Origin of the sequence: Pseudooceanicola endophyticus, assembly GCF_018760365.1 — a bacterium.
GTDB classification, from domain to species: Bacteria; Pseudomonadota; Alphaproteobacteria; order Rhodobacterales; family Rhodobacteraceae; genus Pseudooceanicola; species Pseudooceanicola endophyticus.
Genome location: NZ_JAHIAB010000001.1, coordinates 221,182 through 245,159 on the forward strand (window position 1 = coordinate 221,182; position 23,978 = coordinate 245,159).

Sequence of the window (23,978 nt, forward strand, 5' to 3'; positions counted from 1 at the left end):
CCGTGGACCCACCGCGGCACAGTACGAGAGCAGGAGCACAGTTAAACAGTGCCAACACATGACGCGAGGGACAGCGGAACATCCTCTCCGGCCAGCGTCCGTCCGTTCCAGGTCCGAGGACGGTTCCTGACCGCGATCGCCCTGCGGATCGAGACCGATCAGGCCGATGACGGGTTTTACAGCGCGCTGGACGCGCAGCTGCAGCAGACCCCCCAATTCTTCACGGGCGCGCCCATGGTGCTGGATTTCGAGAAGGCCCCCGCCTTCGTCCAGCCCGAGCAGATCCATCGCCTGGTCGATGAGCTGCGCCAGCGCCGGCTTCAGGTCTTCGGGGTCCAGAATGCCGGGGATGCGCAGCGCCGCGTCACCGACGCCCTGGGGCTGATCCCGATTGCCAACGGCCGCGAGGCCCCCCTGCCCGAGGCCCGCCGGGCCCCGGCGGCCGCCCCCGCCTCGGCCCCCGACGCGCCGGCCCCCGCGCCGCGCCCGGCGACCGAGAACAAGCTGATCACCGCGCCCGTGCGTTCGGGCCAGACGGTGGTTGCCGAACATGGCGACCTGACCATCCTGGGCTCCGTGGCCTCGGGGGCGGAACTGGTCGCCGCGGGCAACATCCACGTCTACGGCCCGCTGCGGGGCCGGGCCATGGCCGGCGTCCATGGTGACGAGGACGCCCGCATCTTCTGCCAGCATCTCGATGCCGAGCTGCTGGCGATCGCCGGTCTCTACCGGACCAGCGACACGATCGAAGCGGCTCTGCGCAAGAAGGCCGTGCAGATCTTTCTCGACGACGACAGACTGCGCATGGAGGCGCTCGGATGACGAAAGACAAGGAAAAGAAGAAGGCGCCTCTGGGGAAGATCATCGTGATCACCTCCGGCAAGGGCGGGGTCGGCAAGACGACCTCGGCCGCGGCGATCTCGGCCGGGCTGGCACGGCTGGGCCACAAGACCGTGGTCATCGACTTCGATGTGGGCCTGCGCAACCTCGACATGATCATGGGCTGCGAACGCCGCGTGGTCTTCGACTTCATCAACGTCATCCAGGGCGATGCACGTCTGAAGCAGGCGCTGATCAAGGACAAGCGCGAAGAGAACCTCTACATCCTGCCGACCTCGCAGACCCGCGACAAGGATGCGCTGACCGAGGAAGGCGTCGAGAAGGTCCTCGGCGAACTGCGTGAAGAGTTCGACTACATCATCTGCGACAGCCCCGCCGGCATCGAGCGCGGCGCCCAGATGGCGATGTATTTCGCCGACGAGGCCGTCGTGGTGACCAACCCCGAGGTGTCCTCGGTGCGCGACAGCGACCGGATGCTGGGCCTACTGTCCTCGCGCACCAAGCGCGCCGAGGGCGAGAAGGAGGCCGTCAAGGCGCAGGTCCTGCTGACCCGCCACGACCAGGGCCGCATCGACAAGGGCGAGATGATGACCGTCGAGGACGTGCTGGAGATCCTGGCCGTGCCGCTGCTGGGCATCATCCCGGAAAGCCAGGCGGTGCTGCGCGCCTCCAACGTGGGCTCTCCGATCACGCTGCTGGAAGACCATTCCGCCGCCAAGGCCGCCTATGAGGATGCCGTGGCGCGCCTGACCGGCAAGAAGGTCGACATGCGCGTCGAGGCAGAGCGTCGTCCCGGGTTCTTCAGCCGACTGTTCGGGCGCACGGCATGAGTCTATTCGGATTCAGCTTCAAGCCCCGCAAGAAAGGTTCGGCCGAAACCGCCAAGGACCGTCTTCAGATCCTGCTGGCGCACGAACGCTCCAGCGGCAGCGGCACGCCGGACTACCTGCCCCAGCTTCAGCGCGACATCATCGAGGTCGTGAAGAAGTACATCCAGGTCGAGCAGGACGATGTCGAGATCCGGATGGAACGCGGCAACGAGCTGTCGAGCCTCGAGATCAACATCGAAGTGCCCAGCGGCAAGCCGAAGGAAGAAGCTGCGAAGGCCTGAGGGCCTTCGCCGATTGATCCGCAGGTGCGGCGCGTGATATGTCTTCGGACAGCATCTCGCGCCGTGCTCTGCCGGTGCGGCTGACCCCTCCGCACCCGCGCGCAGACCGCGCGCGCCGGATCGCCCAAGACGGCCCCAAGGCCGCCGCGATCCCGGGCGGACCCAGCCCCGGTGCCGTCGGAGCCGCTCCGGCCAGACAGAGCCGCCGGTGACGGGGACGCGCCATGGGTAGAGACAGACGCAAGCTGGATGACGAGGCCGGACGCCTGGCCGCGCTGAGGCGCACCGCCATCCTGGACACGCCGCCCGAGGCGCCCTTCGACCGGATCACCGCGCTGGTGTGCACCGTGCTGGGCGTGCCGATGGCCCATGTCAGCCTGGTCGACCGCGACCGGGTCTGGCTGAAATCTGCGGTCGGGCTGAAGATCCGTGGCGTGCCGCGCGACCGGTCCTTCTGCACCCTGACGATCCAGACCTTCGAACCGATGATGATCCCGGACGCGACCCAGGACGCCCGCGTCCGCGACCTGGAGGCCGTGACCGGAGAGATCGGCATCCGCAGCTACCTCGGGATTCCCCTTGAAAGCCCCGACGGCTACGTGCTGGGCTCGCTCTGCGCGCTCGACACCCGCCCGCGCAGCTTCACCGAGGCCGAGATCGCCACCCTCAAGGGCTTTGCCCGGCTGGTGATGAGCGAACTCGAACTGCGCCAGATCGCCCACAGCGATGCGCTGACCGGGGCGATGACCCGGCGCGGCTGGATGGAGGCCGCCGAACGCGAAATCGCCGAGAGCCGGCGCGACGGGATGCCGGCGGCGCTGCTGCTGATGGACATCGACCATTTCAAGCGGATCAACGACACCCATGGCCATGCCTCGGGCGACCTGGTGCTGCGCGAGGTCGCCCAGACCTGCTTTGCCGAGCTGCGCGAGGCCGACCTGCTGGCCCGCATCGGCGGCGAGGAATTCGCCGCCCTGCTGCCGCTGACCGACACCGAGGGCGCCCTGGCGCTGGCCGAACGGCTGCGCGCCGCGATCTCGGGCCGGCTGCTCAGGGTCGAGGGCGGGATGCTGCATGTCACCGCCAGTTTCGGGGTCGCCGGGCTGACCCCGGGGATCACCGGCATCGAAGACTGGCTGAGTGCGGCGGATGCCCTGCTCTACCGGGCCAAGATGGACGGGCGCAACCTCTGCCGGGTGGCCTGAGCCCGCGCCCGGGGCTCAGCAGTTCTCGCCGATCAGCACGTCGAAGGGCAGCACCTTCTGCACCGGCATCGGGCTGTCGCCCTCGTCCAGCAGCGCCACCAGCGCCCGCACCGTCTCGCGCGCGATACGTTCGGCGGGATGGGCCAGGATCATGTCGATCTCGCCGCCGATCAGCAGGCCCCGGGTCTCCTCGGTCAGCTCGTTGCCGATCAGCACCGTGGGCCCGCTGCGCGCCCGCAGCGCCCGCGCCGCCCCGGCCAGCCCGCCCCCGGTCAGGAACAGCGCCGACAGGTCCGGATGGTCGCGCAGCAGCGCCGTGACCACCTGTTCGGCGCGGGCATCGCTTTCTTGGGTCGGCGGCGCCTCGACGATGGTGAAATGCGGCACCGACAGCTCGCTCATGAAGGCGCGGAAGGCGGCGGCCATGGACTGCTGGCAGACGTAGCGCGCGCTGCCCGGCACCAGGGCGACCTTGCCGCCCTTCGGGCAGAGCCCGCGGGCGAACCATCCGGCCGAGCGCCCCAGCTGCCAGTCGTTCGACCCGATGAAGCCGCGCCGCCGCGCCGAGGAGATGTCGGAAAGCATCGCCAGCACCGGCACGCCGCGCGCCGCCAGTTCCTCGATCGCCATGTTCACCTTGGGATGGTCGATGCAGACCGCCGCGATGGCATCGCATTTTTCGCCAAGCGCCAGCAGCGCCTCGGCGGTGCGGGCCGGATCCAGATCGGCGACATGGGAAAACACGGCCCGGCCCTGGATGCCGGTCTGGGAGGCGACGTCGCGGGTGATCTGATGCGCCAGGGCCTGATAGAACTGCCGCGCCCGGTCGTTCAGCAGGAAGCCCAGGGTGCGCACCGGAACCGCAGTGTCGCGCCGGCTGCGAATCGATCCGACGGCGTGGAAGCCGATCCGCTCGGCGGTGGCCAGAACATGACTGACCGTGGCGGGCTTCACCCGGCCCCGACCACTGAGGATCCGGTCGATCGTGGACACGCTGACATGGGCTTCGCGGGCCAGGTCCGCAATGGTGATGCGTGCGCTCAAACTGTCACTTCCTTCGCTGACGTGCGTCCTGCCCCCTCCTTCCCAGAGCGTAGCTAGTAGCAAACCGCCACGCACAAGCAACAGCTTAAACGTGTGGGATACCGCAAGAGGCACGTCAATGTGATGGGGGAAATCCCTCATTTCCCCTCACCTTGACGGAAAGGTTCGGACGGCGCGGCGGCATCCTTCGTGACGACTTGTGGGCGGACCTGCGACAACATACCGCCGTATACTGTTCCAGCAGACGCCAGACGTTATCCTCCAACTGTCTCCGGCGCCGCAGGATGTAACCGCCCTTCGAGCCCGGCATCCGGCCCGAAAGGGTCCCTCCCCCGGATGTCAGGGTCGCTTATGCGGCCATTTCGTGAGATAAACGCGCTACGCCCCTGTTTCGGCAAGGGCGCCCTTGCGGCGATTTGCCACAGGGTCGCTTTCTAGCCAACCGCGGGCGCGGCGTAGTTAAAGAGGTGTCCCGATGAACCGAAGAGAAGCCCTGTTCTCGCTCGGCTCCATGGCTGCAGCAGGGGGCCTTGCCTCCAGCGCCAAGGCTGCCGAGTTGCACGGCGTTCCCGCACAGACCGCCCTGTCTGCCGACAACATGCCCACCCCGGCCCGCCGCGGCGGCGCCTTCCAGGTGCTGACCGACGATACGGACCGTGCCACCGTGAAGGCCGTGTTCGACCGTCTGATCCCCTCCGACGAGCTGGGCCCCTCGGCCAGCGAAGCCGGTTGCCTGGAGTTCCTGGACGATCAGCTGGCCGGCGACTACGGCTCCGGCAAGGCGCTGTACCTGGAAGGGCCGCTGCGCCCGGAGAACGAGGAAGCCATCATGGGCTCTCCGCAGTTCCTCAGCACCCCGCGCGAGCGTTACAACACCGGTCTGAAGGCGCTGGAAGCCTATGCGCAGAAGACCGACGGCGCCGCCTTCAGCGCGCTGTCGCCCGACCGCATCGACGCCATCCTGACCGACCTCGAGGCCGGCAAGCTCGATCTGGGCAAGGACGTCAACGGCCAGGCCTTCTTCGAGCTGATGCTGCAGAACGTGCGCGAAGGCTACCTTGCCGACCCGATGTACGGCGGCAACAAGGACATGGCCGGCTGGAAGATGATCGGCTTCCCGGGTGCGCGGTATGACTACCGCCCCTACGTGGATCGCCACGACCAGGATCTGAGCCTGACCCCGGTCAGCATCATCCCCAGCAACTGACGGCCAGGAGAATAACTATGGAAACCAGACCCAAGGCCGATGTGGTCATCTGCGGGTTCGGCTGGGCCGGCTCGACGATGGCCGAAGAGCTGACCCGGGCGGGCCTCAACGTTGTCGCCATCGAGCGCGGCAAGTGGCGCGACACCTCGACCGACTTCCCCCCCGCCGTCGACCCCGACGAGCTGAAGTGGCACACCCGCCGCAACATGCTTCAGCCGATGAGCGTGGAAACCACCACCTTCCGCAACAACACCGGTCAGACCGCGGCCCCCGTGCGCAACTGGTCGGCGTACCAGTTCGGCTGGGATGTCGGCGGCGCCGGCACCCACTGGGCCGGCATGTCCTGGCGCTTCACCCCCTGGGACTTCCAGGTGGCGACGCAGACCAAGGAACGCTACGGCGCCGGTCGCCTGAACGAGCTGGACCTGGACTTTGTCCAGGACTGGGGCGTCACCTATGACGAGATGGAAACCTACTACGACCGCTTCGAGCGGATCGCGGGCACCTCGGGCAAGGCAGGCAACCTCAACGGCCAGAAGATCAAGGGCGGCAACGTCTTCGAGGGCGCGCGCAAGCGCGAATACCCGACGCCGCCGCTGAAGGATACCTACTGGATGTCCAAGTACCGCAAGACGGTCGAGGACATGGGCTACCACCCCTTCACCATCCCGGCGGGCAACCTGTCGCAAAGCTACGTCAACACCCTTGGCGTCACCATGGGTCCCTGCACCTACTGCGGCTTCTGCGACTTCCACGGCTGCGGCAACTTCTCCAAGTCCTCGCCCCAGGCCTGCATCCTGCCGGCGCTGATGCGTCGCAAGAACTTCACCCTGCTGACCGAGACCGAGGTCCTGCACGGCGTGAAGTCCGAGGATGGCAAGACCCTGACCGGCGTGAACTGCATCACCGCCGACGGCACCGAGGTCTTCCAGCCCGCCGACGTGGTCTGCTTCACCGCCTACCAGATGGACAACGTCCGTCTGATGCTGCTGTCGAAAGTGGGCACGCCCTACGATCCCTCGACTGGCGAAGGCACCATCGGGCGCAACTACAACTACCAGACCTGCGCCTCGATGACCGGCTTCTTCGATGACAGCCACATGAACCCGTTCATCGGTGCGGGTGCGCTTGGCGTGCAGATCGACGACTTCAACGGCGACAACTTCGACCACGCCGGTCTCGACTTCATCGGCGGCGGCGGCATCATGGGCTATTCGACGGACGGGCGTCCGATCGCGCACATGAACAGCCTGCGCGGCGGTGCCAAGCGTTGGGGCTCCGAGTGGAAGAAGGCCTATGCGCGCGATTACTCGACCGCGGGCAACATCTTCGTCCAGGGTACCTCCATGCCGACCCGCGGCAACTACCTGTCGCTCGACCCGAACTACAAGGACCGCCACGGCCAGCCGCTGCTGCGCGTCACCTTCGACTGGGCCGAGAACGACAAGAAGATGACCAACTGGGTCACCGACAAGGCCAAGGAAATCATGGTCAATGCCGGCGGCAAGGACATCAACCTGGAGCGCCAGACCGACCAGAGCTGGAACCCCTACAGCCAGGACAGCTCGCACACCATCGGCGGTGCCGTCATCGGTGCGGATCCGACCCGTTCGGCGCTGAACCCCTATCTGCAAAGCTGGGACTGCCCCAACCTGTTCGTCGTCGGCGCCTCTGCCTTCCCGAACAACGGCGGCTACAACCCGACCGTCACCGTCGGTGCCCTGGCCATTCGCGCGGCCGAGGCAATCCATACCGAGTACATGAAGAACCCCGGCGCGCTGGTGAAGGCATAACCCATGGCAAAGTGGATCAAGATCGCGGGCGGCGTCGTCGTCCTGGCAGCCATCGGTGCCGGCGGCTGGGCCTACAGCGCGCTGAACACCTCGCGCTCCTCGGTGGCAGATGATTCCGTCACCCTGGCCAAGTTCACCAGCTCTGACGCAGAGGCCATCAAGCGTGGCGAATACGTCATGCGCATGGGCGACTGCGCGGCCTGCCACACCCGCGAGGACGGCGATTTCGCCGGTGGCTACGAGATCGCGACGCCCTTCGGCACGCTGGTCTCCTCCAACATCACGCCCGATACCGACACCGGTATCGGCAACATGACCGAGAAGGACTTCTTCAACGCGGTCCGTCAGGGCATCGGTTCGCACGGCATGCTGTACCCGGCCATGCCCTACACCGCCTATGCCAAGTTCACCGACCAGGACATGCATGACCTCTGGGCCTACATGTCCACCGTCAAGCCGGTTAAGCACGACGTGGACGAGAACGGCGGCATGAGCTTCCCGTTCAACATCCGCCTCGCCATGGCGGGCTGGGACATGCTGTTCTTCAAGAACGAGGGCTTCACCCCCGATTCTTCGCAGTCCGAAGCCTGGAACCGCGGCAAGTACATCGTCGACGGCGGCGGCCACTGCTCGGCCTGCCACAGCCCGCGCAACTTCCTGAGCGCCGAGAAGGAAAGCGCCTACCTGCAGGGCGGTTCGCTCGGTGACTGGTACGCGCCCGACCTGACCTCGAACCCGCATGTCGGCCTGGGCAACACCTCGGCCGAGGACATCGCATCCTACCTGACGACCGGCAGCGACGGCGTGGCCGTGGCCGCAGGCCCGATGGCCGAGGCGGTGGAGCATTCGCTCCAGTACCTGACCACGGATGACGCGATGGCGGTGGCGACCTACCTGAAGTCGATCCCCGCTTCGGCCACCAAGCCCGGCACGGCCCCCAAGATGTCCGACAGCGAGACCGCGCGTCTTGCGGATGTCTACGAGGTCAACTGCTCGGCCTGCCACGGTCTGAACGGCGAAGGCATCTCCGGCATGGTGCCGGCGTTCGCGGGCAACCACGGCCTGCTGGGCGATGATGCGACCAACCTCGTTCATGCCATGCTGAAGGGCGCCCGCGCGGCCCACACGCACACGGCGCAGACGGCGGCGGGCATGCCCTCCTTCGCCTGGAAGATGGACGACAAGGACATCGCCGAGATCCTGACCTATGTCCGCAACAGCTGGGGCAACTCTGCCGCCCCGGTGTCGGCAGACCAGGTCGGCGCGATGCGTGCCGCGCTGGACGCCCGCGACCAGATCAAGGTTGCCGACTGAGGCCACTGACCGGAGGGACGCCCCGGCGCCCCTCTCCCGAAAGACCCCGAGATCGCGCCCTGTCCCGCAGGGCGCGATCTTTTCGTTTGCCCTGCCTTGCCCTGCCGGCCTCCGAACCGGCCCGCTCCAGTGCCGAAACCGGTTGGATCGCAAGAGCCGCTCCACAGAATGCAACCGGGTTTTGGGAATATGATGCCCGCCGGCAACATTTTGTCACAATGCGTTTCTTATCGGAGAATACTCTGGAGATTCCATTTTCTTTTTGCCACGCCCATCAGGTCGGAATTGCCAATCGGGGGAGCGGCATTTTTCGACCAAAGCGGGAACGAAGTATACGGGTAGAAAATGAAAGAGTTATCTCTGAAATGTGCCGCCGTGCATTGGGACAGCACGGACCTGCGGCATTGCAATCCGGCCAATCATCCAGACGGTCTTCCGGCGCGCATCCGCTCCGGAGAGCGCGCGCCCTCCATGCGCAGCAGCGACCACCCCGAGGCCGCGCGTGGCAGCGCGTCCTGGCCGCGCGGGCTTGGCACGCCGTCGCGGCGCAGCGCGGGCGGACCGCGCCTGCCGACGTCGTCGCGCACCCTGATCGGCGCCAAGATCGCCGTTTCGACGGACGGGGGCGGCCACCTGTTCGATTTCCAGCGCTGCCAGCTGATCGGCCCTTCCGGGGAGGCCACCGATCTGAAGGTCGCCTTCGCCTATGTGCGGGAACTGAAGATGCGCCTGCAATATGTCTCCACGCCCGAGGCGATGATGGACCTTCTGCGCCGCCACGCCCGGGACCGGGACGTGATCCAGCCGCTCTATCTGGAAAGCTGATCCACCCCGGCGCCAAAGGCGGCGCCTTGCCATTGGAAATGCAGCCCCCCGGGCCCGGCCAATACGCAGGCCGGTCCGGGGAATGACGGGATGCATTCCCGGCTCTTGCGATTGCATCAACCGGATGGCGCCGGCATGGCATCGGCATCGCCCGAATGGGCAATGCCGCCAACCCCATATGCGCCAGGCGATGCCCCACCTCCGGCCCTGCCCCCGGCCCGAAACCGCGGACGGTTCTTCCCCCTATGGCTAACTGCCCGAAGCGACAGGTGCGCGGCCCGGTGCGAACTGGTAGAACAGCCTGGGAGGAGCTTGCATGACCGACACGAACGGGACCATCCCCGATCCGCACCACAGGCCGACGGACCGCGAGGCCGCGCTTGCCCACGAGGTGGAGACGCTGCAAAGCGCGCTTCGCGCCATTGTCGCGGTCGCCATGCAGCATGGCCTGCGCGACTACTGCAAGGATCGCCACCCCGCCATCGTCCAGGAGCTGGAGGCCGGGCTGGACCTGTCGGAGCAATGCGTCGAACTGAAATATCCCAGGATCCTGGCCGCGCTGCAGGACATCCCGGGCCTCCGGGCCTCCTGCGGAGAGACCGGAGAGCGGACCTATTTCCAGAATGACGTCGATGATGTCGCCTATCTGGAACATGCGCTCAAGGACCGGCGCTTCGTGCTGCGCGGCATCTGGGTGGTGCCGGCCTATCGCGGCCAGGGCATCGCGCACCGGCTGCTGCGCAAGCTGATCGAGGCCGCGGACGAGACGCAGTGCGGCATCGCCCTTTATCACGAACCCTTCGGCACACAGGGCCTGAAGAAGACCGAGCTTGAGGCCTTCTACAACCGCCACGGCTTCCAGCAGCACGAGACGACACCGGGCGGCCTGTTCCGCTTCCCGGGCTCGCCTCTGGACCTTTACGCCCGCCGCCCGCGCTGAGGCTCAGCCCCGGGCGGCCCTGGCGGTGGCCCGCAGGTGCCGCGCATCGGTCCCGCAGCAGCCGCCCAGCACCCGCAGGCCGGACATCTGCCGGTAAAGCGCCCCCAGCTGCCGGCCGAATTCCTCCGGATCGCCGTCATCCAGCTCCGTGGCTTCGTCCAGCTCGGCATGGCTCTTGCGCGAGGCATTGGCGACGATGCCACACAGATGCGCCTGCCAGCTGCCGCCGTCCAGCGCCCGGGCGATGTGATCGGGATGGGCACAATTGACCATGATGCCCGCCGCCGGCGCCTCTTCGGCCAGGATCGACACCGCCGAGGCCAGGGACATGCCGTCGGCCAGGCGCCCGTCGGTTTCGACCGTGAAGGAGATCAGCGCGGGCAGCCCCGCCGCGCGGGCCGCCATCGACAGGCCCACCGCCTCTCCGGCGGCGCCCAGGGTGTAGGCGCTGACCAGATCGGCCCCTGCGGTACGCGCGGCCTCGACCTGCGGGGCGTGATAGGCGGCCGCGGCCTCGGCGGTCGCGATCCCCGGCTGGTAACCGTCGCCCCGGGGGCCGATCTGCACGCTGACCCGGGTCTCGACATCGGGATGCTCGCGCGCGACCCGAAACGCCAGCGCCACCGCGTCCCGGGTGATCCGGGTCAGATCCTGCGGCCCGTATCCCAGCACGGCGGCCCGGTCCGGGTTCGCCATCCAGGTCGGCGTGTCCAGCAAGATGCCCGCGCCGGTGTCCCGGCCAATGCCGATCAGCTCCCTGTAGCTGCGCACCAGAAGATCCCGGCCCGCCTCGGTCTCGACCAGGGGAAAGGCCGCGAAATGCGCAAGCGCCACGCCCTGGTTGAAGATCAGGTCGGTTTCCAGCCCGGTCCAGGCTATCCAGACACGATCCTTGCTCAGAAGTTCCATTCGGCCCGCCTCCCAACCGACCGCCAGGATGACATTCTAGCATCGGAATGGGTTTTCGCACAGCCCGTCGGTGCGCCCCCCCGGGATCAGCCGGTGGAATGGCCGGACAGGGCAAAACTGCCCTGCACGGTGGCGGCGCCCCGGCCAAAGGCCATCGTCAGGGCGTCCGGTCGTGCCCGAAGCCCAAGCCCGGACAGGAACTGCCGGAACGGCCCTGCCTCCCGGCGCGTGTCGATCCGGATGAACTGGCCCTCCAGCCCGGACAGCAACGCAGCCGTCAGCCGGATCGCGTCGGCCTCCCGCTCGGCGATCAGCGGTCCGATAAGGAATCCGCGCCCGAACCTGCGGCGCATGGCAAAACCGGCGATACGCCCGCCGCGCTCGATCACGCGGGTCTGCGACCGGCTCTCCAGGCTTTCCAGCACCCGGGCACGATCGGCTTCGTAGACATTCTGATCCAGGCGCAGAAGGCCGGGGAATTCCCCTGGCCGCAGCAGCCGGACGTCGCCGGAGACGGCAGGAGCCCGACACAGCAGCCCCTCGATCTTGAGGACCGGTGCGCCCACGCCCGCGCCCAGATCCCGGAACACGGCCACGTCCTCCCGGCAGGCATTCAGGAAGGCGGCGTCGCCACCGGTGCGTTCCACCGCCGCGCGGGTCAGGACCTCGAACAGGTCCGAGCCGCGCAGCCTGGGGTGGGTGATCACCATCCCGAGGGCGGAAAGCGCATTGCGATAGGGAAAATACATCGCCGAACCATGCACCCGATCCATCGCGTCGACCGCGACGATCCCCTGCCCCGACTCGAGGTTGGCGGCCCAGTCCGAACGGCGATGCGGCCAGCCGATGCTGACCGACAAGCCGTGCAATGCGTCCAGATGGCCGGGCTGCATCGCCACGATCCGCAGGTCGTGACGTTCGATCCCGCCCCGCCGGGCCATCCGCTGCATCATGTCATTCCCCTTGCCAAGGCGGACCGGCCCCACCGGGCGCCGCGATCCGTTCCCGATCCTTCCAGCTTCGGGCGGCGACAGCAAGCCGCCCGCGCACCACCTCAGATCTGCGCGCGGATGGCCGCAGTGTCGATCACCGACCAGACATTGCGGATGCGCCCGGCCTCGAAGGCGTAGAAGACATTCTCCGTGAAGCGGACCCGCCTGCCGTTCACCGGCACGTCGAACAACCTCCCGACGGGCCTGCAATCGAAAGCCAGGCCAGCGGCCAGCAGCGGCGGATCGCAGGCCAGCCGCGCCACGACAAAGCGCAGGTCCGGAATGGCTCTGAAATCGCCGATCAGCATGTCGCGGTAGCCGTCCAGACCCAGGGGCCGTGCATTGTGGGTCACCGCCGCGTCGACGTAACGGGACAGCTGCGGCCAATCCTGGCGGTTCAGGCAGGCGATGTATCCGTCATAGGTTCCAATGATCTCCTCGCGTGTCATGTCGCCCCCTTCACGTCCGAGACCACTCTGGCACACCAACCGCCCGGCGACGATCCCCCCGCGCGCCTCTCTGCTCCGGGCACGGGGCGGCAGGGCGCCGCCGGTCCCCGCCCCCCGACCCGCAGGTCTTTGCCGAAGCCGGCGCCCCCGGGTTGATTTCCTGCCGGGCCGGATAACCCTTTCCCCAATGACCGACCGCATGTCCCCTCCCTCCCGGCCCCGGGCGGCCGCGCTGCTTGCCGCAGCCCTGCTCCTGACGCTGCCCGGCTGCTCGCCGCCGAACGACACCTCGAAGGTGGTGCCCCAGTCCAACGTGGTGCAGGACGCGCGCCACGACCTGCTTGGCTTCAGCAAGACCCGGATGCGGATGTGCGCCGGCTTTCCCACCGCGACGGTCCAGATGGACGAGACCACGGACATCTGGACCTATGCCAAGAGCGGCACGCGCAGCGGCGTCGCCGTCTCCCTGCCCTCGGTCGATGCCGGGCCGCTTGAGGGTTCTGCGGGCACCGTCTCGGTCAGCGGCGGCGCGACCTGCTCCATGCAGGTCCGCTTCGTCTCCGACAAGGTGGCCGAGGTGGATTTCGCGGGCGATAGTAATACGCGTACGGAGCTTTACGCCTATTGCGTGCCCCTGGTGGACAACTGCGTCCGCGAGGCCCAGCTGGCACAGGGCCGCTAGACGCGCGCCACGCCGTGGTCCGAAAACGAAAAAGCCCCGGCGAACCGGAGCTTTTCGAAGAAAAGTGGTGGGTGATAAGGGATTTGAACCCCTGACATCTTCGATGTGAACGAAGCGCTCTACCACTGAGCTAATCACCCGTGAGGCGCCTTCTAACGAAGCCCGCCGGGCTCTGCAAGCACCTCTTTCGCATTTCCGTGCAGTTTTTCTCACGACCTAGCGGCAGCCTTCTTCGCCTCCCCGATCCCTCAGGTAACATATTGTTTTCATGTCACCTTCCCAGCCTATCGGGCGGTCCGAAAACAGAAAGGGCGCCCCAAGGGCGCCCTTTCCGCGATCTGTGAAGGATCAGTGGGCGATGGCGCCCGGCCCGTCCTTGTCGGCCAGCTTGGAGCGCGCTGCCGCAGCGGCCTCCTCGGCGGCCTCGTCCCATTCGACAGGCTCGGGCTGACGCACCAGCGCCTGTTCCAGCACCTCCCGCACGTGGGTCACGGGGATGATCTTCAGCCCCTGCTTCACGTTGTCGGGGATATCGGCCAGATCCTTCTCGTTCTCCTCGGGGATGAAGACCGTGGTGATGCCGCCGCGCAACGCCGCCAGCAGTTTCTCCTTCAGGCCGCCGATCGGCATCGCATTGCCCCGCAGCGAGACCTCGCCGGTCATGGCGATGTCCTTGCGCACCGGGATCTGCGTCAGCACCGACACGATCGAGGTCACCATGGCCAGACCCGCAGAGGGGCCGTCCTTGGGCGTCGCCCCATCGGGCACGTGGACGTGGATGTCCCAGTTGTCGAAGCGCGGCGGCTTGATGCCGATCTCGGGCGCGATGGAGCGCACATAGGAGCTGGCGGCATCGATGGATTCCTTCATCACGTCGCCCAGTTTCCCGGTGGTCTTCATCCGGCCCTTGCCCGGCAGGCGCAGCGCCTCGATCTGGAGCAGATCGCCCCCGACCGATGTCCAGGCCAGCCCGGTCACGACACCGATCTGGTCTTCCTTCTCGGCCAGCCCGTAGCGGAACTTCTTCACGCCCAGGAAGTCGTCGAGGTTGTCCTCGGTGACGGTCACGGTCTTCGCCTCGCCCTTGACGATCATCGTCACGGCCTTGCGCGCCAGCTTCGCGATCTCGCGCTTGAGGTTCCGCACGCCGGCCTCGCGGGTGTAGCGCTGGATCATCTCGGTCAGCGCGCCGTCGGTGACCTCGAACTCGCCCTTCTTCAGGCCGTGGTTCTTGATCTCCTGGGCGACCAGGTGCTGCCGCGCGATCTCGCGCTTCTCGTCCTCGGTGTAGCCGGCCAGGCTGATGATCTCCATCCGGTCCAGCAGCGGGCCCGGCATGTTGTAGGAGTTCGCCGTGGTCAGGAACATCACGTTGCTGAGGTCGTATTCCACCTCGAGGTAGTGATCGACGAAGGTGCCGTTCTGTTCCGGATCGAGCACTTCCAGCATGGCCGAGGCCGGGTCGCCACGGAAGTCCTGCCCCATCTTGTCGATTTCATCGAGCAGGATGAGCGGGTTCGTGGTCTTGGCCTTCTTCAGCGCCTGGATGATCTTGCCCGGCATGGAACCGATATAGGTCCGGCGGTGGCCGCGGATCTCGGATTCATCGCGCACCCCACCAAGGGAGATGCGGATGAACTCGCGCCCCGTGGCCTTGGCGACGGATTTGCCAAGGGAGGTCTTGCCGACACCCGGAGGACCGACGAGGCACAGGATCGGCCCCTTCAGCTTCTGGCTGCGCTGCTGCACCGCAAGGTATTCGACGATGCGCTCCTTCACCTTCTCGAGGCCGTAGTGATCCTTGTCGAGGACCTCCTGCGCCAGGTTCAGGTCCTTCTTGACGCGGGACTTGGTGTTCCACGGGATCGACAGCATCCAGTCGAGGTAGTTGCGCACCACCGTGGCCTCTGCCGACATCGGCGACATCGACTTCAGCTTCTTGATCTCGGCATCGGCCTTTTCACGGGCCTCCTTCGAAAGCTTGGTCTCGGAGATGCGCTGTTCCAGCTCGGCGATCTCGCCCTCGCCGTCCTCGCCATCGCCCAGTTCCTTCTGAATGGCCTTCATCTGCTCATTTAGGTAGTACTCGCGCTGCGTCCGCTCCATCTGGGACTTCACGCGAGTCTTGATCTTCTTCTCGACCTGCAGGACGGACATTTCGCCCTGCATCAGGCCATAGACCTTCTCCAGCCGCTCCGAGACGGGCAGCGTTTCCAGCAGCTCCTGCTTCTGGTCGACACTGATGCCCAGATGCCCGGCCACGAGGTCGGCCAGCCGCGAGGGATCGCTGCTTTCGGCCACCGCCGAGAGCGCCTCTTCGGGGATGTTCTTCTTGATCTTGGCGTAGCGTTCGAATTCCTGGCCCACGGTGCGCAGCAGCGCGCGGGTGGCTTCCTCGTCACCGGCGGTTTCCTCAAGATATTCGGCGGTGGCCTCGAAGAAGCCATCGTTTTCAAGATAGCCGGTGATGCGCACGCGGGTCGTGCCCTCGACCAGCACCTTGACGGTGCCATCGGGGAGCTTCAGCAGTTGCAGCACGTTTGCCAGCACGCCGGCCTTGTGGATGCCTTCGTTGGTCGGGTCATCCTCGGCCGGATCGATCTGGCTTGCGAGCAGGATCTGCTTGTTGTCCGCCATCACCTCTTCCAGAGCGCGCACCGATTTGTCACGTCCGACGAAGAGCGGGACGATCATGTGGGGGAAGACCACGATATCGCGCAGCGGAAGCACGGCGTAGGAGGGGTTCAGAGGCTCAGTCATGCTCTATCCTTGTCTTGGGCAGAGGGCGGGGTCCCGGTCGCGGCAACCGCTCCCTCTCCGTTTCCTGGATGTCATCTGGGGGCGCGGGCCCCTGAATGCAACCGATTGGCGTCCAGTGTGCCCGCGCCGGTGATCCCCGGCAAGCACCATATGCGCGGCTTTTCAGGCAGGATCCCCGGCCCGCCCCTGCCCCCTGACCCCGATGACGTGGCGTTGTGCCGGGCGGCACCCTGCGCCGGGGGCTCTGCCCCCATTGGCCTGCGGCCAATTCCCCCGAGGTATTTGGAACAAGAAAATGGGCAGGGGCGCGCCTTGCGTTTCATCTTTCCCCAAATACGGCTGTCGCGCCCTCTGTCCCGGGCCCGCCGTCAGGTTTTCATCTTTCCATAAATATGCATGTCTTCCGCGCGGTCTCGGGACTGGCATTCGGGCAGGGAACGCGCTATCGCGCGGCCATGACACAGCGCTTCTCCTTCACCCTCAAGGCCACCGACGGCAAGGCCCGCACCGGCGTCATCGACACGCCGCGCGGCCAGATCCGCACGCCCGCCTTCATGCCCGTGGGCACCGCCGCCACCGTGAAGGCGATGATGCCCGAAAGCGTCGCCGCGACCGGCGCCGACATCCTGCTTGGCAATACCTACCACCTGATGCTGCGGCCTACAGCCGAACGCATCGACCGGCTGGGCGGGCTGCATCGGTTCATGAACTGGGACAAGCCCATCCTGACCGACTCGGGCGGGTTCCAAGTGATGAGCCTCGCCGAGCTGCGCAAGATGACCGAGGAGGGCGTGACCTTCCGCAGCCATGTCGACGGCTCTCGGCATTTCCTGAGCCCGGAGCGCTCGATGGAGATCCAGAAGCTGCTGGGCTCGGACATCGTGATGTGCTTCGACGAATGCCCCGCCCTGCCCGCCACCGAGGAGCGCGTCGCCGAGGCGATGCGCCTGTCGATGCGGTGGGCGCAGCGCTCGCGCGATGCCTTCGGGGACCGGCCGGGCCATGCGCTGTTCGGCATCCAGCAGGGCGGCGTCACCGAGGATCTGCGAGGCGAAAGCGCCGAGGCGCTGAAGGCCATCGGCTTTGACGGCTACGCGATCGGCGGCCTGGCCGTGGGCGAGGGCCAGGAAGCGATGTTCGGCGTGCTGGACTACGCGCCCGACCAGCTGCCCACCGACAAGCCGCGCTACCTGATGGGCGTCGGCAAGCCCGATGACATCGTGGGTGCCGTCAAGCGCGGCGTCGACATGATGGATTGCGTGCTGCCCTCGCGCTCCGGACGCACCGGCCAGGCCTGGACCCGGCATGGGGTGGTCAACATCAAGAACGCCCGCCATGCCGACGATCCCCGCCCGCTTGACGAACACTGCACATGCCCGGCCTGCCGCAACTATTCGCGCGCCTACCTGCATCATGTCTTCCGCTCTCACGAGATGATCTCGGGGATGCTGCTGACCTGGCACAACCTGCACTACTTCCAGGAGCTGATGCAGGGGATGCGCGATGCCATCGCGGAAGGCCGCTTCGACGCCTTCGAGGCCGCCTTCCACGCCCAGCGAGCCGAGGGCGACATCGAGCGCCTCTGAGCCCGCCCCCAGATCCCTGACATGCAAGCGGCGCCCCCCTTTCGGGAGGCGCCCTTTTCGTACCGAAACCGGAAGGGGCCGGGATCAGAAGGTCATGATGTAGGACACGCCCATGACCACCGGATCGACCTCGGCGGTGCCGAGCCTGGTGCCGTTGAGGTTGGTGTCCATGTCGATGTCCATCCAGCGCACGTCGGCCCGGATCGCGCCGCGCGGGCTGATCGCGTAGTCGAAGCCGGCATGGGCGGCCAGGCCCCAGCTGTGCGCCAGCTCCAGACGGCCCAGCGGGCTGTCGACATCCAGGGCGGTGGTGTAGTTCACGCCCGCCCCGATGAACGGCGTCAGCGCGGACTTGTTCTTGAAGTGGTAGTTCACCGACACCGTCGGCGGCAGCTGGGTGACGTTGCCGATATTCGCGCCGTTGAGGTAGATGTCATGCTTGAAGGGCGTGGCGGCCAGCACTTCCAGGCCCAGCTGGTCGGTCAGGAAATATTCCACCGTCAGGGTCAGCTGGGTGTCATCGCCGATGGTCAGGTCGCCGGCGCTCAGGTGGCCGTTGTCGCTCTTGGGGTTCACGTTCCCCACGCCCAGACCGAAGGTGATGTCGCCCTTCTGCTGAGCGCTCGCGCCGGTTGCCGCAAAAGCCAGCATGGCGGCGGCGGACAGAAGCAGGATGCGCGTTTTCATGTCAAATCCTCTTGATCGTGCATGCCGCTCCTGTGCGCCTCTCGCGCCGCCCTGCCCTTGATCTGCATCAAGAATTCGCCACATAGCGAAAGGTGCGGCGAACGGGCGCAGCTGCGGGGCTGCCGGCCCCTTCCGCCTCTGGACCCTGCCGCGCCGATTTCCTATATAATCGCTCAGGAACAGGACGGATATGACATGACCGACACCCCCGAGCCCATGGAAGGCGAACCGCTGATCGCGCCCTCCAGCACCGATCACCCGCTCTACGACAAGGTGGCCGAGGCCTGCCGGACGGTCTATGACCCCGAGATCCCGGTGAACATCTACGACCTCGGGCTGATCTACACGATTGCCATCACCCCCGAGAACGAGGTCTCGATCATCATGACCCTGACCGCGCCGGGCTGCCCGGTGGCCGGCGACATGCCCGGCTGGGTCATCGACGCGGTCGAACCGGTCGAGGGCGTCAAGCAGGTCGATGTCGACCTGACCTGGAACCCGCCCTGGGGCATGGACATGATGAGCGACGAGGCCCGCCTCGAACTGGGCTTCATGTAAGGCGCCGGCGGCCCCGCGGGGCCGCAGCGCACCGGCCCTGCATTTCGGACAGGGCGCCTGCGCATCCGCGCCCCTTGGCAAGCAGGCCCGCCCTGCCTAAATTCCTGTGACAAGGAGACAGCCCATGTTCAGCATTCCCGGCAAGCAGGCCGTGACCATCACGCCCCGCGCAGCCTCGCAGATCGTCAAGCTGATGCAGAAGGACGGCCAGAGCGCCGGCCTGCGCATCGGCATCAAGAAAGGTGGCTGCGCCGGCATGGAATACACCATGGAATACGTTGATTCCGTGGACAAGATGGACGAGGTCGTCGAACAGGACGGCGCCCGGGTGATGATCGCGCCGATGGCGCAGATGTTCCTCTTCGGCACCGAGATCGACTACGAGACCTCGCTGCTGGAATCCGGCTTCAAGTTCCGCAATCCGAACGTGGTCGAGGCCTGCGGTTGCGGCGAATCGATCAAGTTCGCCGACATGTGATCCCGGCGGGGGCGGCGCCATGGCGGTCGACCCCGACCTTCTCGCCTATGTGAGAGAGCTTTTCGAGGGGCTGGGCCCATTGCGCACGGGGCGGATGTTCTCCGGCGCGGCGCTTTATGCCGAGGGCGATGCGATGTTCGCGATGATCGCCGCCTCGGGCACAGTCTACATGAAATCCGACGCCACCACCGAGGCCGCCTACCTGGCCGCCGGGGCCCGCCCCTTCACCTACACCCGCAAGGAGGGTGTGCGGGAGGTCCGCGCGCTGCTCTCGCTGCCCGACAGCGCCCTCGACGACCCCGAGGAGGCGCTCTTCTGGGCCCGTCTCTCGCTGCCGCCCGCGCGTGCGGCGGCGCTGGAAAAGCGGCGGCGGAAGCCGCGGCGGCCCGCCCGGGGCTGACAGGATCCCTTTCCGGCCTATGTCTGCGCTATCAGTGGCTTGACCTCCGACGCCTTCGGGTAAGAATGCAGCCGAGGTCAAGAGCCGGGAAAATCCGGGAAGGGATGGAATATGCGCAGAAAACTCGCCGCAGGGAACTGGAAGATGAACGGGATGAAAGCCTCGCTCGCAGAGATCGAGGCGCTGGCCAAGGCCCACCCCGATCCGGCCTGCGACCTGCTGATCTGCCCGCCTGCCACGCTGATCGCCGCCGCCGCGGAGATCTGCCAGGGCACCGGCGTGAAGATCGGCGGCCAGACCTGCCATGACCGGCTGGCCGGCGCCCATACCGGCGACATCTCGGCCACCATGCTCAAGGATGCCGGTGCCAGCGCCGTGATCCTGGGCCATTCGGAACGCCGCGAGGATCACGAGGAAAGCTCCGAAGACGTGCGGATGCTGGCCAAGACCGCGCAGTCGGCCGGGCTGATGACGGTGGTCTGCGTCGGCGAAAGCCTGTTCCAGCGCCAGTCCACCAACACGCTCGACATCATCGGCGCGCAGCTCTCTCTGTCGATCCCCGACAGTTCCACCGGCGAAAACCTCATCGTCGCCTATGAACCGATCTGGGCCATCGGCTCCGGCCTCACCCCGACGAAGGACGAGATCGGCGAGGTCCACGATTTCATGCGCGCCCGCCTCGAACACCGCTTCGGCTATGGCGTCGGCAAATCCGTCCGCCTGCTCTACGGCGGCTCCGTGAAGGGCTCCAACGCCGAGGAGATCTTCTCGATCTCCAATGTCGACGGCGCGCTGGTCGGCGGCGCCTCCCTGACAGCCGAGGATTTCGGCCCCATCGTCAGCGCCCTCGAAAAGGCCTGAGGCCCCCCGGCTCTCTCATCTGGCCGGAAATATCCCCGCCGGAGGCAAGCCGCCGCGCAAGCGGCGGTTTTTTCATGGCCCGGACGCAACGAAACGGCGCCCCCGAAGGGACGCCGCCAAAACCAGGGCCCAGCCGAAGCCTTACCTGGTGACGATTTCCGGCCCCATCACCGCATTCGGCAGGAAGGTCGAGATCGCGGGGATATAGGTCACCATGATCAGGAAGATGAAGAGCACGCCCAGGAACGGCAGGGCCGCCTTCACCACCCGCATCATCGGCATCCCCGCCACCCCCGAGGTCACGAAGAGGTTCAGGCCGACCGGCGGGGTGATCATGCCGATCTCCATGTTCACCACCATGATGATGCCCAGATGGATCGGGTCGATGCCAAGCTCGATGGCGATGGGGAAGACCAGCGGCGCGACGATCACCAGCAGCCCCGAGGGCTCCATGAACTGGCCGCCGATCAGCAGGATCAGGTTCACCACCACCAGGAACATCACCGGCCCGAAACCCGCCGACAGCATCGCCTCGGCGACATGCTGGGGCACCTGTTCATCGGTCAGCACATGCTTGAGGATCAGCGCATTGGCGATGACGAACATCAGCGTGATGGTCAGCTTGCCGGCCTCGAACAGGGTCTTCTGGGTGTCGCGGTGGAACCAGGCGGTGACCAGGGCCTGCGGCTTCTTCCACAGCGGCGTGTTGGCCTGCCCCTCCGCGCCCTTCAGCGGCCCCATGTCGCGATAGATGAAGACCGCCGCGATGAAGGCATAGACCGAGGCCACGGCGGCGGCTTCCGTCGGCGTGAAGATCGCGCCGGTGATGCCGGGGATGCCGTAGATCCCGACCATGATGATCACGATCAGCATCAGGCCCCAGAAGGCTTCCCTGAAACTCGACCAGACCTCGCCCATGCCGGCGAACTGGCCCTTGGGCATGTTCTTCACCCGCGCCATGATCCAGATCGCGACCATCAGCATGGCCCCCGCGAGGATGCCGGGGATGACACCGGCCAGGAACATGCGGCCCACAGAGACATCGACGGCCGTGGCGTAGACCACCATCACGATCGACGGCGGGATCAGGATGCCCAGCGTCCCGGCGTTGCAGATGACGCCCGCAGCAAAGTCCTTGGTGTAGCCCGCCTTGGTCATCGCCCCGATGACGATGGAGCCGATGGCGACCACGGTTGCGGGCGACGAGCCCGAGAGCGCCGCGAAGATCATGCAGGCGAAGACCCCGGCGATGGCCAGACCGCCCTGCAGGTGCCCGACGCAGGCGATGGAAAACCGGATGATCCGTTTCGCCACCCCGCCCGTCGACATGAAGCTGGAGGCCAGGATGAAGAACGGGATCGCCAGCAGGGTGAAGTGCCCGACGAAGGCCTGCATCAGCGTCTGCGCGATGGAGGCAAGCGAGGTATCCCCGAACCACAGCAGGAACAGGATCGAGGACAGGCCGAGCGAAACGGCAATCGGCACGCCGATCAGCATGAAGCCGATGACAAGGCCGAAAAGAATGATGACGGTCATGGATCAGCTCTCCCCGCGGCGCTCTGCGACGTCCGCGATTTCATCTTCGACTTCATGGCTGGCGACGATCCGGTCCAGCTTGCCGGCCCAGACCTTCAGCGCGACCTGCACGAAGCGGAACAGCAGCAGCGCCATGGACAGCGGCAGCACGGCATAGGGGATGAAGCGCGGCAGCTTCTCGTAGGCCTCGCCCTCGTTCATCGCGCTCTCCAGGAAGCCCAGGAAGGCGGGGAACGGGATGTCGTTGACCTCGTACCAGGATTTCGAACGGAAGCGGTCCTCGAAGCCCAGCGGGAACCAGCGCCCCCCGGTCTGGGGCAGGTTGGCGAAGTTGGCCCAGTAGTCCCAGGCGCCCTTCAGCATCAGGCAGGCATAGACCAGGCACAGCGCGATGGCGATGACGGCCAGCACCCGGCGCACCGGCAGGGGGCAGATGTCGACCACCGCATCGACGCCCAGGTGGGCGTTCTTCTTGACCGCGTAGGAGGCGCCCAGCAGCACCAGCCAGCCGAACAGGAAGACGGTCGATTCCAGCGCCCAGAGGATGTTGGAATTGAAGACGTACCGCGCCACCACATTGGCGAAGGTGATGAGCGTCATGGCGCCCAGGATCACCGCGATCAGGGTTTCCTCGATCCGGTCGACAAAGCTTTCACCGGGTGCAGCGTGCATCTGCCTCCCCTTTCCTGTCCGTTGTTGTCATTGGGGGCGAAGCGGAAGGGCGCAGGATCCGTGCCCGCGCCCTTCCCTGTCTCGCGCGGCGCGCGTCAGAACTGGGCGTTGATCGCCTGGGCGGCGTCGATGTTGTCCTGGCCGACGTCATCGGTGAACTGGTCCCAGACGGGTTTCATCACGGCGACCCAGTCGGCACGCTGCTCGGGCGTCAGCTCTCGGATCACGCCGCCGGCGTCCAGCACCCCCTGGCGGGCATCGGCATCGACCTGGGCAATGGCCGCGTTGCGCTCCTTGGTGACACCGTCGAGGATCTCAAGGAACTGATCGCGGGTGCCCTCGTCCAGGCTGTCCAGCCAGTCGACCGAGGCCACGACCATGTAGTCGAGCACACCGTGGTTGGTCTCGGTGATGCCGTCCTGCACCTCGTAGTACTTCTGGCCCAGGGTGTTGGACCAGGTGTTCTCCTGGCCATCCACGACGCCCTGCTGCAGCGCGCCGTACACTTCCGAGAAGGCCATCTTCTGGGGCGAGGCGCCAAGGGCTTCCATCTGGGCGACCAGCACGTCGCTGGGCTGCACGCGGAATTTCAGGCCCTTGGCATCCTCGGGCTCCAGCAGCGGCTTGTTGGCCGAGAACTGCTTCAGCCCGTTGTGCCAGAAGCCCAGGCCCGCCAGCCCGCGGCGCTCCATGGAGGACATCATCGCCTGACCGTTGTCGGAGGCCTGGAAGGCATCGACCGCTTCCATGTTCTTGAACATGAACGGCAGGTCGAAGATGCGGAAGACCTTGGTGAAGGTCTCGAATTTCGACAGCGAGGGGGCGCCAAGCTGAACGTCGCCCTGCAGCATCGCCTCCAGCAGCTTGTCGTCATCGTAAAGGGTCGAGTTCGGGTAGACCTCCATGCAGGCCTTGCCGTCCATCTGCTCGTTCACGCGGGTCTTCAGCAGTTCGGCGGCAATGCCCTTGGGGTGCTTGTCGGTATTGGTGACATGGCTGAACTTGATCACCATCTCGCCGGCATCGCAGCCGGCCGGATCGGCCAGGGCCGCGGAGGCGGTGACAGAAAGCGCAAGGGCAGTGGCGGCGGTGGTCAGGAATTTCATCTGTATCTCCTCCCGAGAGTGCA

At 66.3% G+C, this 23,978-nt stretch carries 24 protein-coding genes and 1 tRNA gene; 15 read left to right on the forward strand and 10 right to left on the reverse strand.

Translation table 11 applies throughout. The annotated features are described in order from the left end of the window. The first annotated feature begins 48 nt into the window (after nucleotides 1-48). From minC to KM176_RS01100, 4 genes are all read left to right on the forward strand, one after another. Nucleotides 49-822: a septum site-determining protein MinC gene (gene minC, locus KM176_RS01085; RefSeq protein WP_160891841.1), complete on the forward strand. Its 774-nt coding sequence runs from the start codon at nucleotides 49-51 to the stop codon at nucleotides 820-822. After that, on the forward strand, nucleotides 819-1,670 hold the full coding sequence (minD, locus tag KM176_RS01090; protein ID WP_160891843.1) for a septum site-determining protein MinD: 852 nt from the start codon (nucleotides 819-821) through the stop codon (nucleotides 1,668-1,670). Before minC ends, minD begins: the two co-directional genes overlap by 4 nt. Continuing rightward, nucleotides 1,667-1,951, forward strand: a complete 285-nt coding sequence (gene minE, locus KM176_RS01095) for a cell division topological specificity factor MinE (protein ID WP_160891845.1) — start codon at nucleotides 1,667-1,669, stop codon at nucleotides 1,949-1,951. The genes minD and minE overlap by 4 nt, the downstream gene beginning before the upstream one ends. Before the next feature lie 224 nt (nucleotides 1,952-2,175). Continuing rightward, nucleotides 2,176-3,156, forward strand: a complete 981-nt coding sequence (locus KM176_RS01100) for a sensor domain-containing diguanylate cyclase (RefSeq protein WP_160891847.1) — start codon at nucleotides 2,176-2,178, stop codon at nucleotides 3,154-3,156. A gap of 15 nt (nucleotides 3,157-3,171) precedes the next feature. Here KM176_RS01100 and KM176_RS01105 read toward each other — a convergent pair whose 3' ends face one another. Further along, nucleotides 3,172-4,200: a LacI family DNA-binding transcriptional regulator gene (locus tag KM176_RS01105; protein ID WP_160891849.1), complete on the reverse strand. Its 1,029-nt coding sequence runs from the start codon at nucleotides 4,198-4,200 to the stop codon at nucleotides 3,172-3,174. A 475-nt stretch (nucleotides 4,201-4,675) separates the two neighbouring features. Between KM176_RS01105 and KM176_RS01110 the strand changes: the two genes are divergently transcribed. The 5 genes from KM176_RS01110 (at nucleotide 4,676) to KM176_RS01130 (ending at nucleotide 10,279) form a co-directional block, all read left to right on the forward strand. After that, the gene (locus KM176_RS01110; protein ID WP_160891851.1) at nucleotides 4,676-5,407 is read left to right on the forward strand and encodes a gluconate 2-dehydrogenase subunit 3 family protein; all 732 of its coding nucleotides are present in this window, start codon (nucleotides 4,676-4,678) and stop codon (nucleotides 5,405-5,407) included. Nucleotides 5,408-5,424: 17 nt separating this feature from the next. Then, nucleotides 5,425-7,200: a GMC family oxidoreductase gene (locus KM176_RS01115; protein ID WP_202397708.1), complete on the forward strand. Its 1,776-nt coding sequence runs from the start codon at nucleotides 5,425-5,427 to the stop codon at nucleotides 7,198-7,200. Between the two features lie 3 nt (nucleotides 7,201-7,203). Beyond that, on the forward strand, nucleotides 7,204-8,514 hold the full coding sequence (locus KM176_RS01120) for a c-type cytochrome (protein ID WP_160891853.1): 1,311 nt from the start codon (nucleotides 7,204-7,206) through the stop codon (nucleotides 8,512-8,514). Nucleotides 8,515-8,985: 471 nt separating this feature from the next. After that, the gene (locus KM176_RS01125; protein ID WP_160891855.1) at nucleotides 8,986-9,339 is read left to right on the forward strand and encodes a hypothetical protein; all 354 of its coding nucleotides are present in this window, start codon (nucleotides 8,986-8,988) and stop codon (nucleotides 9,337-9,339) included. A gap of 316 nt (nucleotides 9,340-9,655) precedes the next feature. Beyond that, complete coding sequence (locus KM176_RS01130) at nucleotides 9,656-10,279, forward strand: GNAT family N-acetyltransferase (RefSeq protein ID WP_160891857.1); 624 nt, start codon at nucleotides 9,656-9,658, stop codon at nucleotides 10,277-10,279. A 3-nt stretch (nucleotides 10,280-10,282) separates the two neighbouring features. Here the strand turns inward: KM176_RS01130 and KM176_RS01135 are convergent, their stop codons facing one another. From KM176_RS01135 to KM176_RS01145, 3 genes are all read right to left on the reverse strand, one after another. After that, nucleotides 10,283-11,188 carry a homocysteine S-methyltransferase family protein gene (locus KM176_RS01135; RefSeq protein ID WP_160891859.1) on the reverse strand — a complete coding sequence of 302 codons (906 nt, stop codon included), beginning with the start codon at nucleotides 11,186-11,188 and terminating at the stop codon, nucleotides 10,283-10,285. Nucleotides 11,189-11,274: 86 nt separating this feature from the next. After that, on the reverse strand, nucleotides 11,275-12,141 hold the full coding sequence (locus KM176_RS01140; protein WP_160891861.1) for a GNAT family N-acetyltransferase: 867 nt from the start codon (nucleotides 12,139-12,141) through the stop codon (nucleotides 11,275-11,277). 101 nt (nucleotides 12,142-12,242) lie between these two features. Continuing rightward, the gene (locus tag KM176_RS01145) at nucleotides 12,243-12,629 is read right to left on the reverse strand and encodes an ester cyclase (RefSeq protein ID WP_160891863.1); all 387 of its coding nucleotides are present in this window, start codon (nucleotides 12,627-12,629) and stop codon (nucleotides 12,243-12,245) included. Nucleotides 12,630-12,828: 199 nt separating this feature from the next. Between KM176_RS01145 and KM176_RS01150 the strand changes: the two genes are divergently transcribed. Further along, entirely contained in the window at nucleotides 12,829-13,311 is a 483-nt protein-coding gene (locus KM176_RS01150) for a hypothetical protein (RefSeq protein WP_160891865.1), read from the forward strand. 65 nt (nucleotides 13,312-13,376) lie between these two features. On the opposite strand, the gene KM176_RS01155 is transcribed toward KM176_RS01150, so the two are convergent. Together KM176_RS01155 and lon are read right to left on the reverse strand one after the other, a co-directional pair. Next, nucleotides 13,377-13,451 (reverse strand) — tRNA-Val (locus KM176_RS01155). A gap of 208 nt (nucleotides 13,452-13,659) precedes the next feature. Further along, on the reverse strand, nucleotides 13,660-16,071 hold the full coding sequence (lon, locus tag KM176_RS01160; RefSeq protein WP_160891867.1) for an endopeptidase La: 2,412 nt from the start codon (nucleotides 16,069-16,071) through the stop codon (nucleotides 13,660-13,662). Between the two features lie 455 nt (nucleotides 16,072-16,526). Here lon and tgt point away from each other — a divergent pair, with 455 nt between their 5' ends. Next, nucleotides 16,527-17,657, forward strand: a complete 1,131-nt coding sequence (gene tgt / locus KM176_RS01165) for a tRNA guanosine(34) transglycosylase Tgt (RefSeq protein ID WP_160891869.1) — start codon at nucleotides 16,527-16,529, stop codon at nucleotides 17,655-17,657. Between the two features lie 84 nt (nucleotides 17,658-17,741). Here the strand turns inward: tgt and KM176_RS01170 are convergent, their stop codons facing one another. After that, nucleotides 17,742-18,344 (reverse strand): OmpW/AlkL family protein, encoded by a 603-nt coding sequence (locus KM176_RS01170; RefSeq protein ID WP_160891871.1) that lies wholly within the window; start codon nucleotides 18,342-18,344, stop codon nucleotides 17,742-17,744. Nucleotides 18,345-18,539: 195 nt separating this feature from the next. Here KM176_RS01170 and KM176_RS01175 point away from each other — a divergent pair, with 195 nt between their 5' ends. From KM176_RS01175 to tpiA, 4 genes are all read left to right on the forward strand, one after another. Continuing rightward, on the forward strand, nucleotides 18,540-18,902 hold the full coding sequence (locus KM176_RS01175) for an SUF system Fe-S cluster assembly protein (protein WP_160891873.1): 363 nt from the start codon (nucleotides 18,540-18,542) through the stop codon (nucleotides 18,900-18,902). A gap of 124 nt (nucleotides 18,903-19,026) precedes the next feature. After that, nucleotides 19,027-19,380, forward strand: a complete 354-nt coding sequence (locus KM176_RS01180) for a HesB/IscA family protein (protein WP_160891875.1) — start codon at nucleotides 19,027-19,029, stop codon at nucleotides 19,378-19,380. Nucleotides 19,381-19,399: 19 nt separating this feature from the next. Next, a complete protein-coding gene (locus KM176_RS01185; RefSeq protein WP_160891877.1) occupies nucleotides 19,400-19,780 on the forward strand; it encodes a TfoX/Sxy family protein in 381 nt (126 codons plus the stop codon). A gap of 111 nt (nucleotides 19,781-19,891) precedes the next feature. Further along, nucleotides 19,892-20,641, forward strand: coding sequence for a triose-phosphate isomerase (tpiA, locus tag KM176_RS01190; protein WP_160891879.1), 750 nt, complete (start codon nucleotides 19,892-19,894; stop codon nucleotides 20,639-20,641). Nucleotides 20,642-20,782: 141 nt separating this feature from the next. Here the strand turns inward: tpiA and KM176_RS01195 are convergent, their stop codons facing one another. From KM176_RS01195 to KM176_RS01205, 3 genes are all read right to left on the reverse strand, one after another. Then, entirely contained in the window at nucleotides 20,783-22,177 is a 1,395-nt protein-coding gene (locus tag KM176_RS01195) for a TRAP transporter large permease (protein WP_160891881.1), read from the reverse strand. Nucleotides 22,178-22,180: 3 nt separating this feature from the next. Next, complete coding sequence (locus tag KM176_RS01200) at nucleotides 22,181-22,849, reverse strand: TRAP transporter small permease (RefSeq protein WP_160891883.1); 669 nt, start codon at nucleotides 22,847-22,849, stop codon at nucleotides 22,181-22,183. 95 nt (nucleotides 22,850-22,944) lie between these two features. Then, on the reverse strand, nucleotides 22,945-23,955 hold the full coding sequence (locus KM176_RS01205) for a DctP family TRAP transporter solute-binding subunit (RefSeq protein ID WP_160891885.1): 1,011 nt from the start codon (nucleotides 23,953-23,955) through the stop codon (nucleotides 22,945-22,947). Nucleotides 23,956-23,978 lie beyond the last annotated feature (23 nt).

What these genes read in the sequence shown, in the direction of transcription:
- minD (WP_160891843.1), top strand. Translation starts at nt 819, where the DNA reads ATGACGAAAGACAAGGAAAAGAAGAAGGCGCCTCTGGGGAAGATCATC.
- minE (WP_160891845.1), top strand. Translation starts at nt 1,667, where the DNA reads ATGAGTCTATTCGGATTCAGCTTCAAGCCCCGCAAGAAAGGTTCGGCC.
- KM176_RS01100 (WP_160891847.1), top strand. Translation starts at nt 2,176, where the DNA reads ATGGGTAGAGACAGACGCAAGCTGGATGACGAGGCCGGACGCCTGGCC.
- KM176_RS01110 (WP_160891851.1), top strand. Translation starts at nt 4,676, where the DNA reads ATGAACCGAAGAGAAGCCCTGTTCTCGCTCGGCTCCATGGCTGCAGCA.
- KM176_RS01115 (WP_202397708.1), top strand. Translation starts at nt 5,425, where the DNA reads ATGGAAACCAGACCCAAGGCCGATGTGGTCATCTGCGGGTTCGGCTGG.
- KM176_RS01120 (WP_160891853.1), top strand. Translation starts at nt 7,204, where the DNA reads ATGGCAAAGTGGATCAAGATCGCGGGCGGCGTCGTCGTCCTGGCAGCC.
- KM176_RS01125 (WP_160891855.1), top strand. Translation starts at nt 8,986, where the DNA reads ATGCGCAGCAGCGACCACCCCGAGGCCGCGCGTGGCAGCGCGTCCTGG.
- KM176_RS01130 (WP_160891857.1), top strand. Translation starts at nt 9,656, where the DNA reads ATGACCGACACGAACGGGACCATCCCCGATCCGCACCACAGGCCGACG.
- KM176_RS01135 (WP_160891859.1), bottom strand. Translation starts at nt 11,188, where the DNA reads ATGGAACTTCTGAGCAAGGATCGTGTCTGGATAGCCTGGACCGGGCTG.
- KM176_RS01140 (WP_160891861.1), bottom strand. Translation starts at nt 12,141, where the DNA reads ATGATGCAGCGGATGGCCCGGCGGGGCGGGATCGAACGTCACGACCTG.
- KM176_RS01145 (WP_160891863.1), bottom strand. Translation starts at nt 12,629, where the DNA reads ATGACACGCGAGGAGATCATTGGAACCTATGACGGATACATCGCCTGC.
- KM176_RS01150 (WP_160891865.1), top strand. Translation starts at nt 12,829, where the DNA reads ATGTCCCCTCCCTCCCGGCCCCGGGCGGCCGCGCTGCTTGCCGCAGCC.
- lon (WP_160891867.1), bottom strand. Translation starts at nt 16,071, where the DNA reads ATGACTGAGCCTCTGAACCCCTCCTACGCCGTGCTTCCGCTGCGCGAT.
- tgt (WP_160891869.1), top strand. Translation starts at nt 16,527, where the DNA reads ATGACACAGCGCTTCTCCTTCACCCTCAAGGCCACCGACGGCAAGGCC.
- KM176_RS01170 (WP_160891871.1), bottom strand. Translation starts at nt 18,344, where the DNA reads ATGAAAACGCGCATCCTGCTTCTGTCCGCCGCCGCCATGCTGGCTTTT.
- KM176_RS01175 (WP_160891873.1), top strand. Translation starts at nt 18,540, where the DNA reads ATGACCGACACCCCCGAGCCCATGGAAGGCGAACCGCTGATCGCGCCC.
- KM176_RS01180 (WP_160891875.1), top strand. Translation starts at nt 19,027, where the DNA reads ATGTTCAGCATTCCCGGCAAGCAGGCCGTGACCATCACGCCCCGCGCA.
- KM176_RS01185 (WP_160891877.1), top strand. Translation starts at nt 19,400, where the DNA reads ATGGCGGTCGACCCCGACCTTCTCGCCTATGTGAGAGAGCTTTTCGAG.
- tpiA (WP_160891879.1), top strand. Translation starts at nt 19,892, where the DNA reads ATGCGCAGAAAACTCGCCGCAGGGAACTGGAAGATGAACGGGATGAAA.
- KM176_RS01195 (WP_160891881.1), bottom strand. Translation starts at nt 22,177, where the DNA reads ATGACCGTCATCATTCTTTTCGGCCTTGTCATCGGCTTCATGCTGATC.
- KM176_RS01200 (WP_160891883.1), bottom strand. Translation starts at nt 22,849, where the DNA reads ATGCACGCTGCACCCGGTGAAAGCTTTGTCGACCGGATCGAGGAAACC.
- KM176_RS01205 (WP_160891885.1), bottom strand. Translation starts at nt 23,955, where the DNA reads ATGAAATTCCTGACCACCGCCGCCACTGCCCTTGCGCTTTCTGTCACC.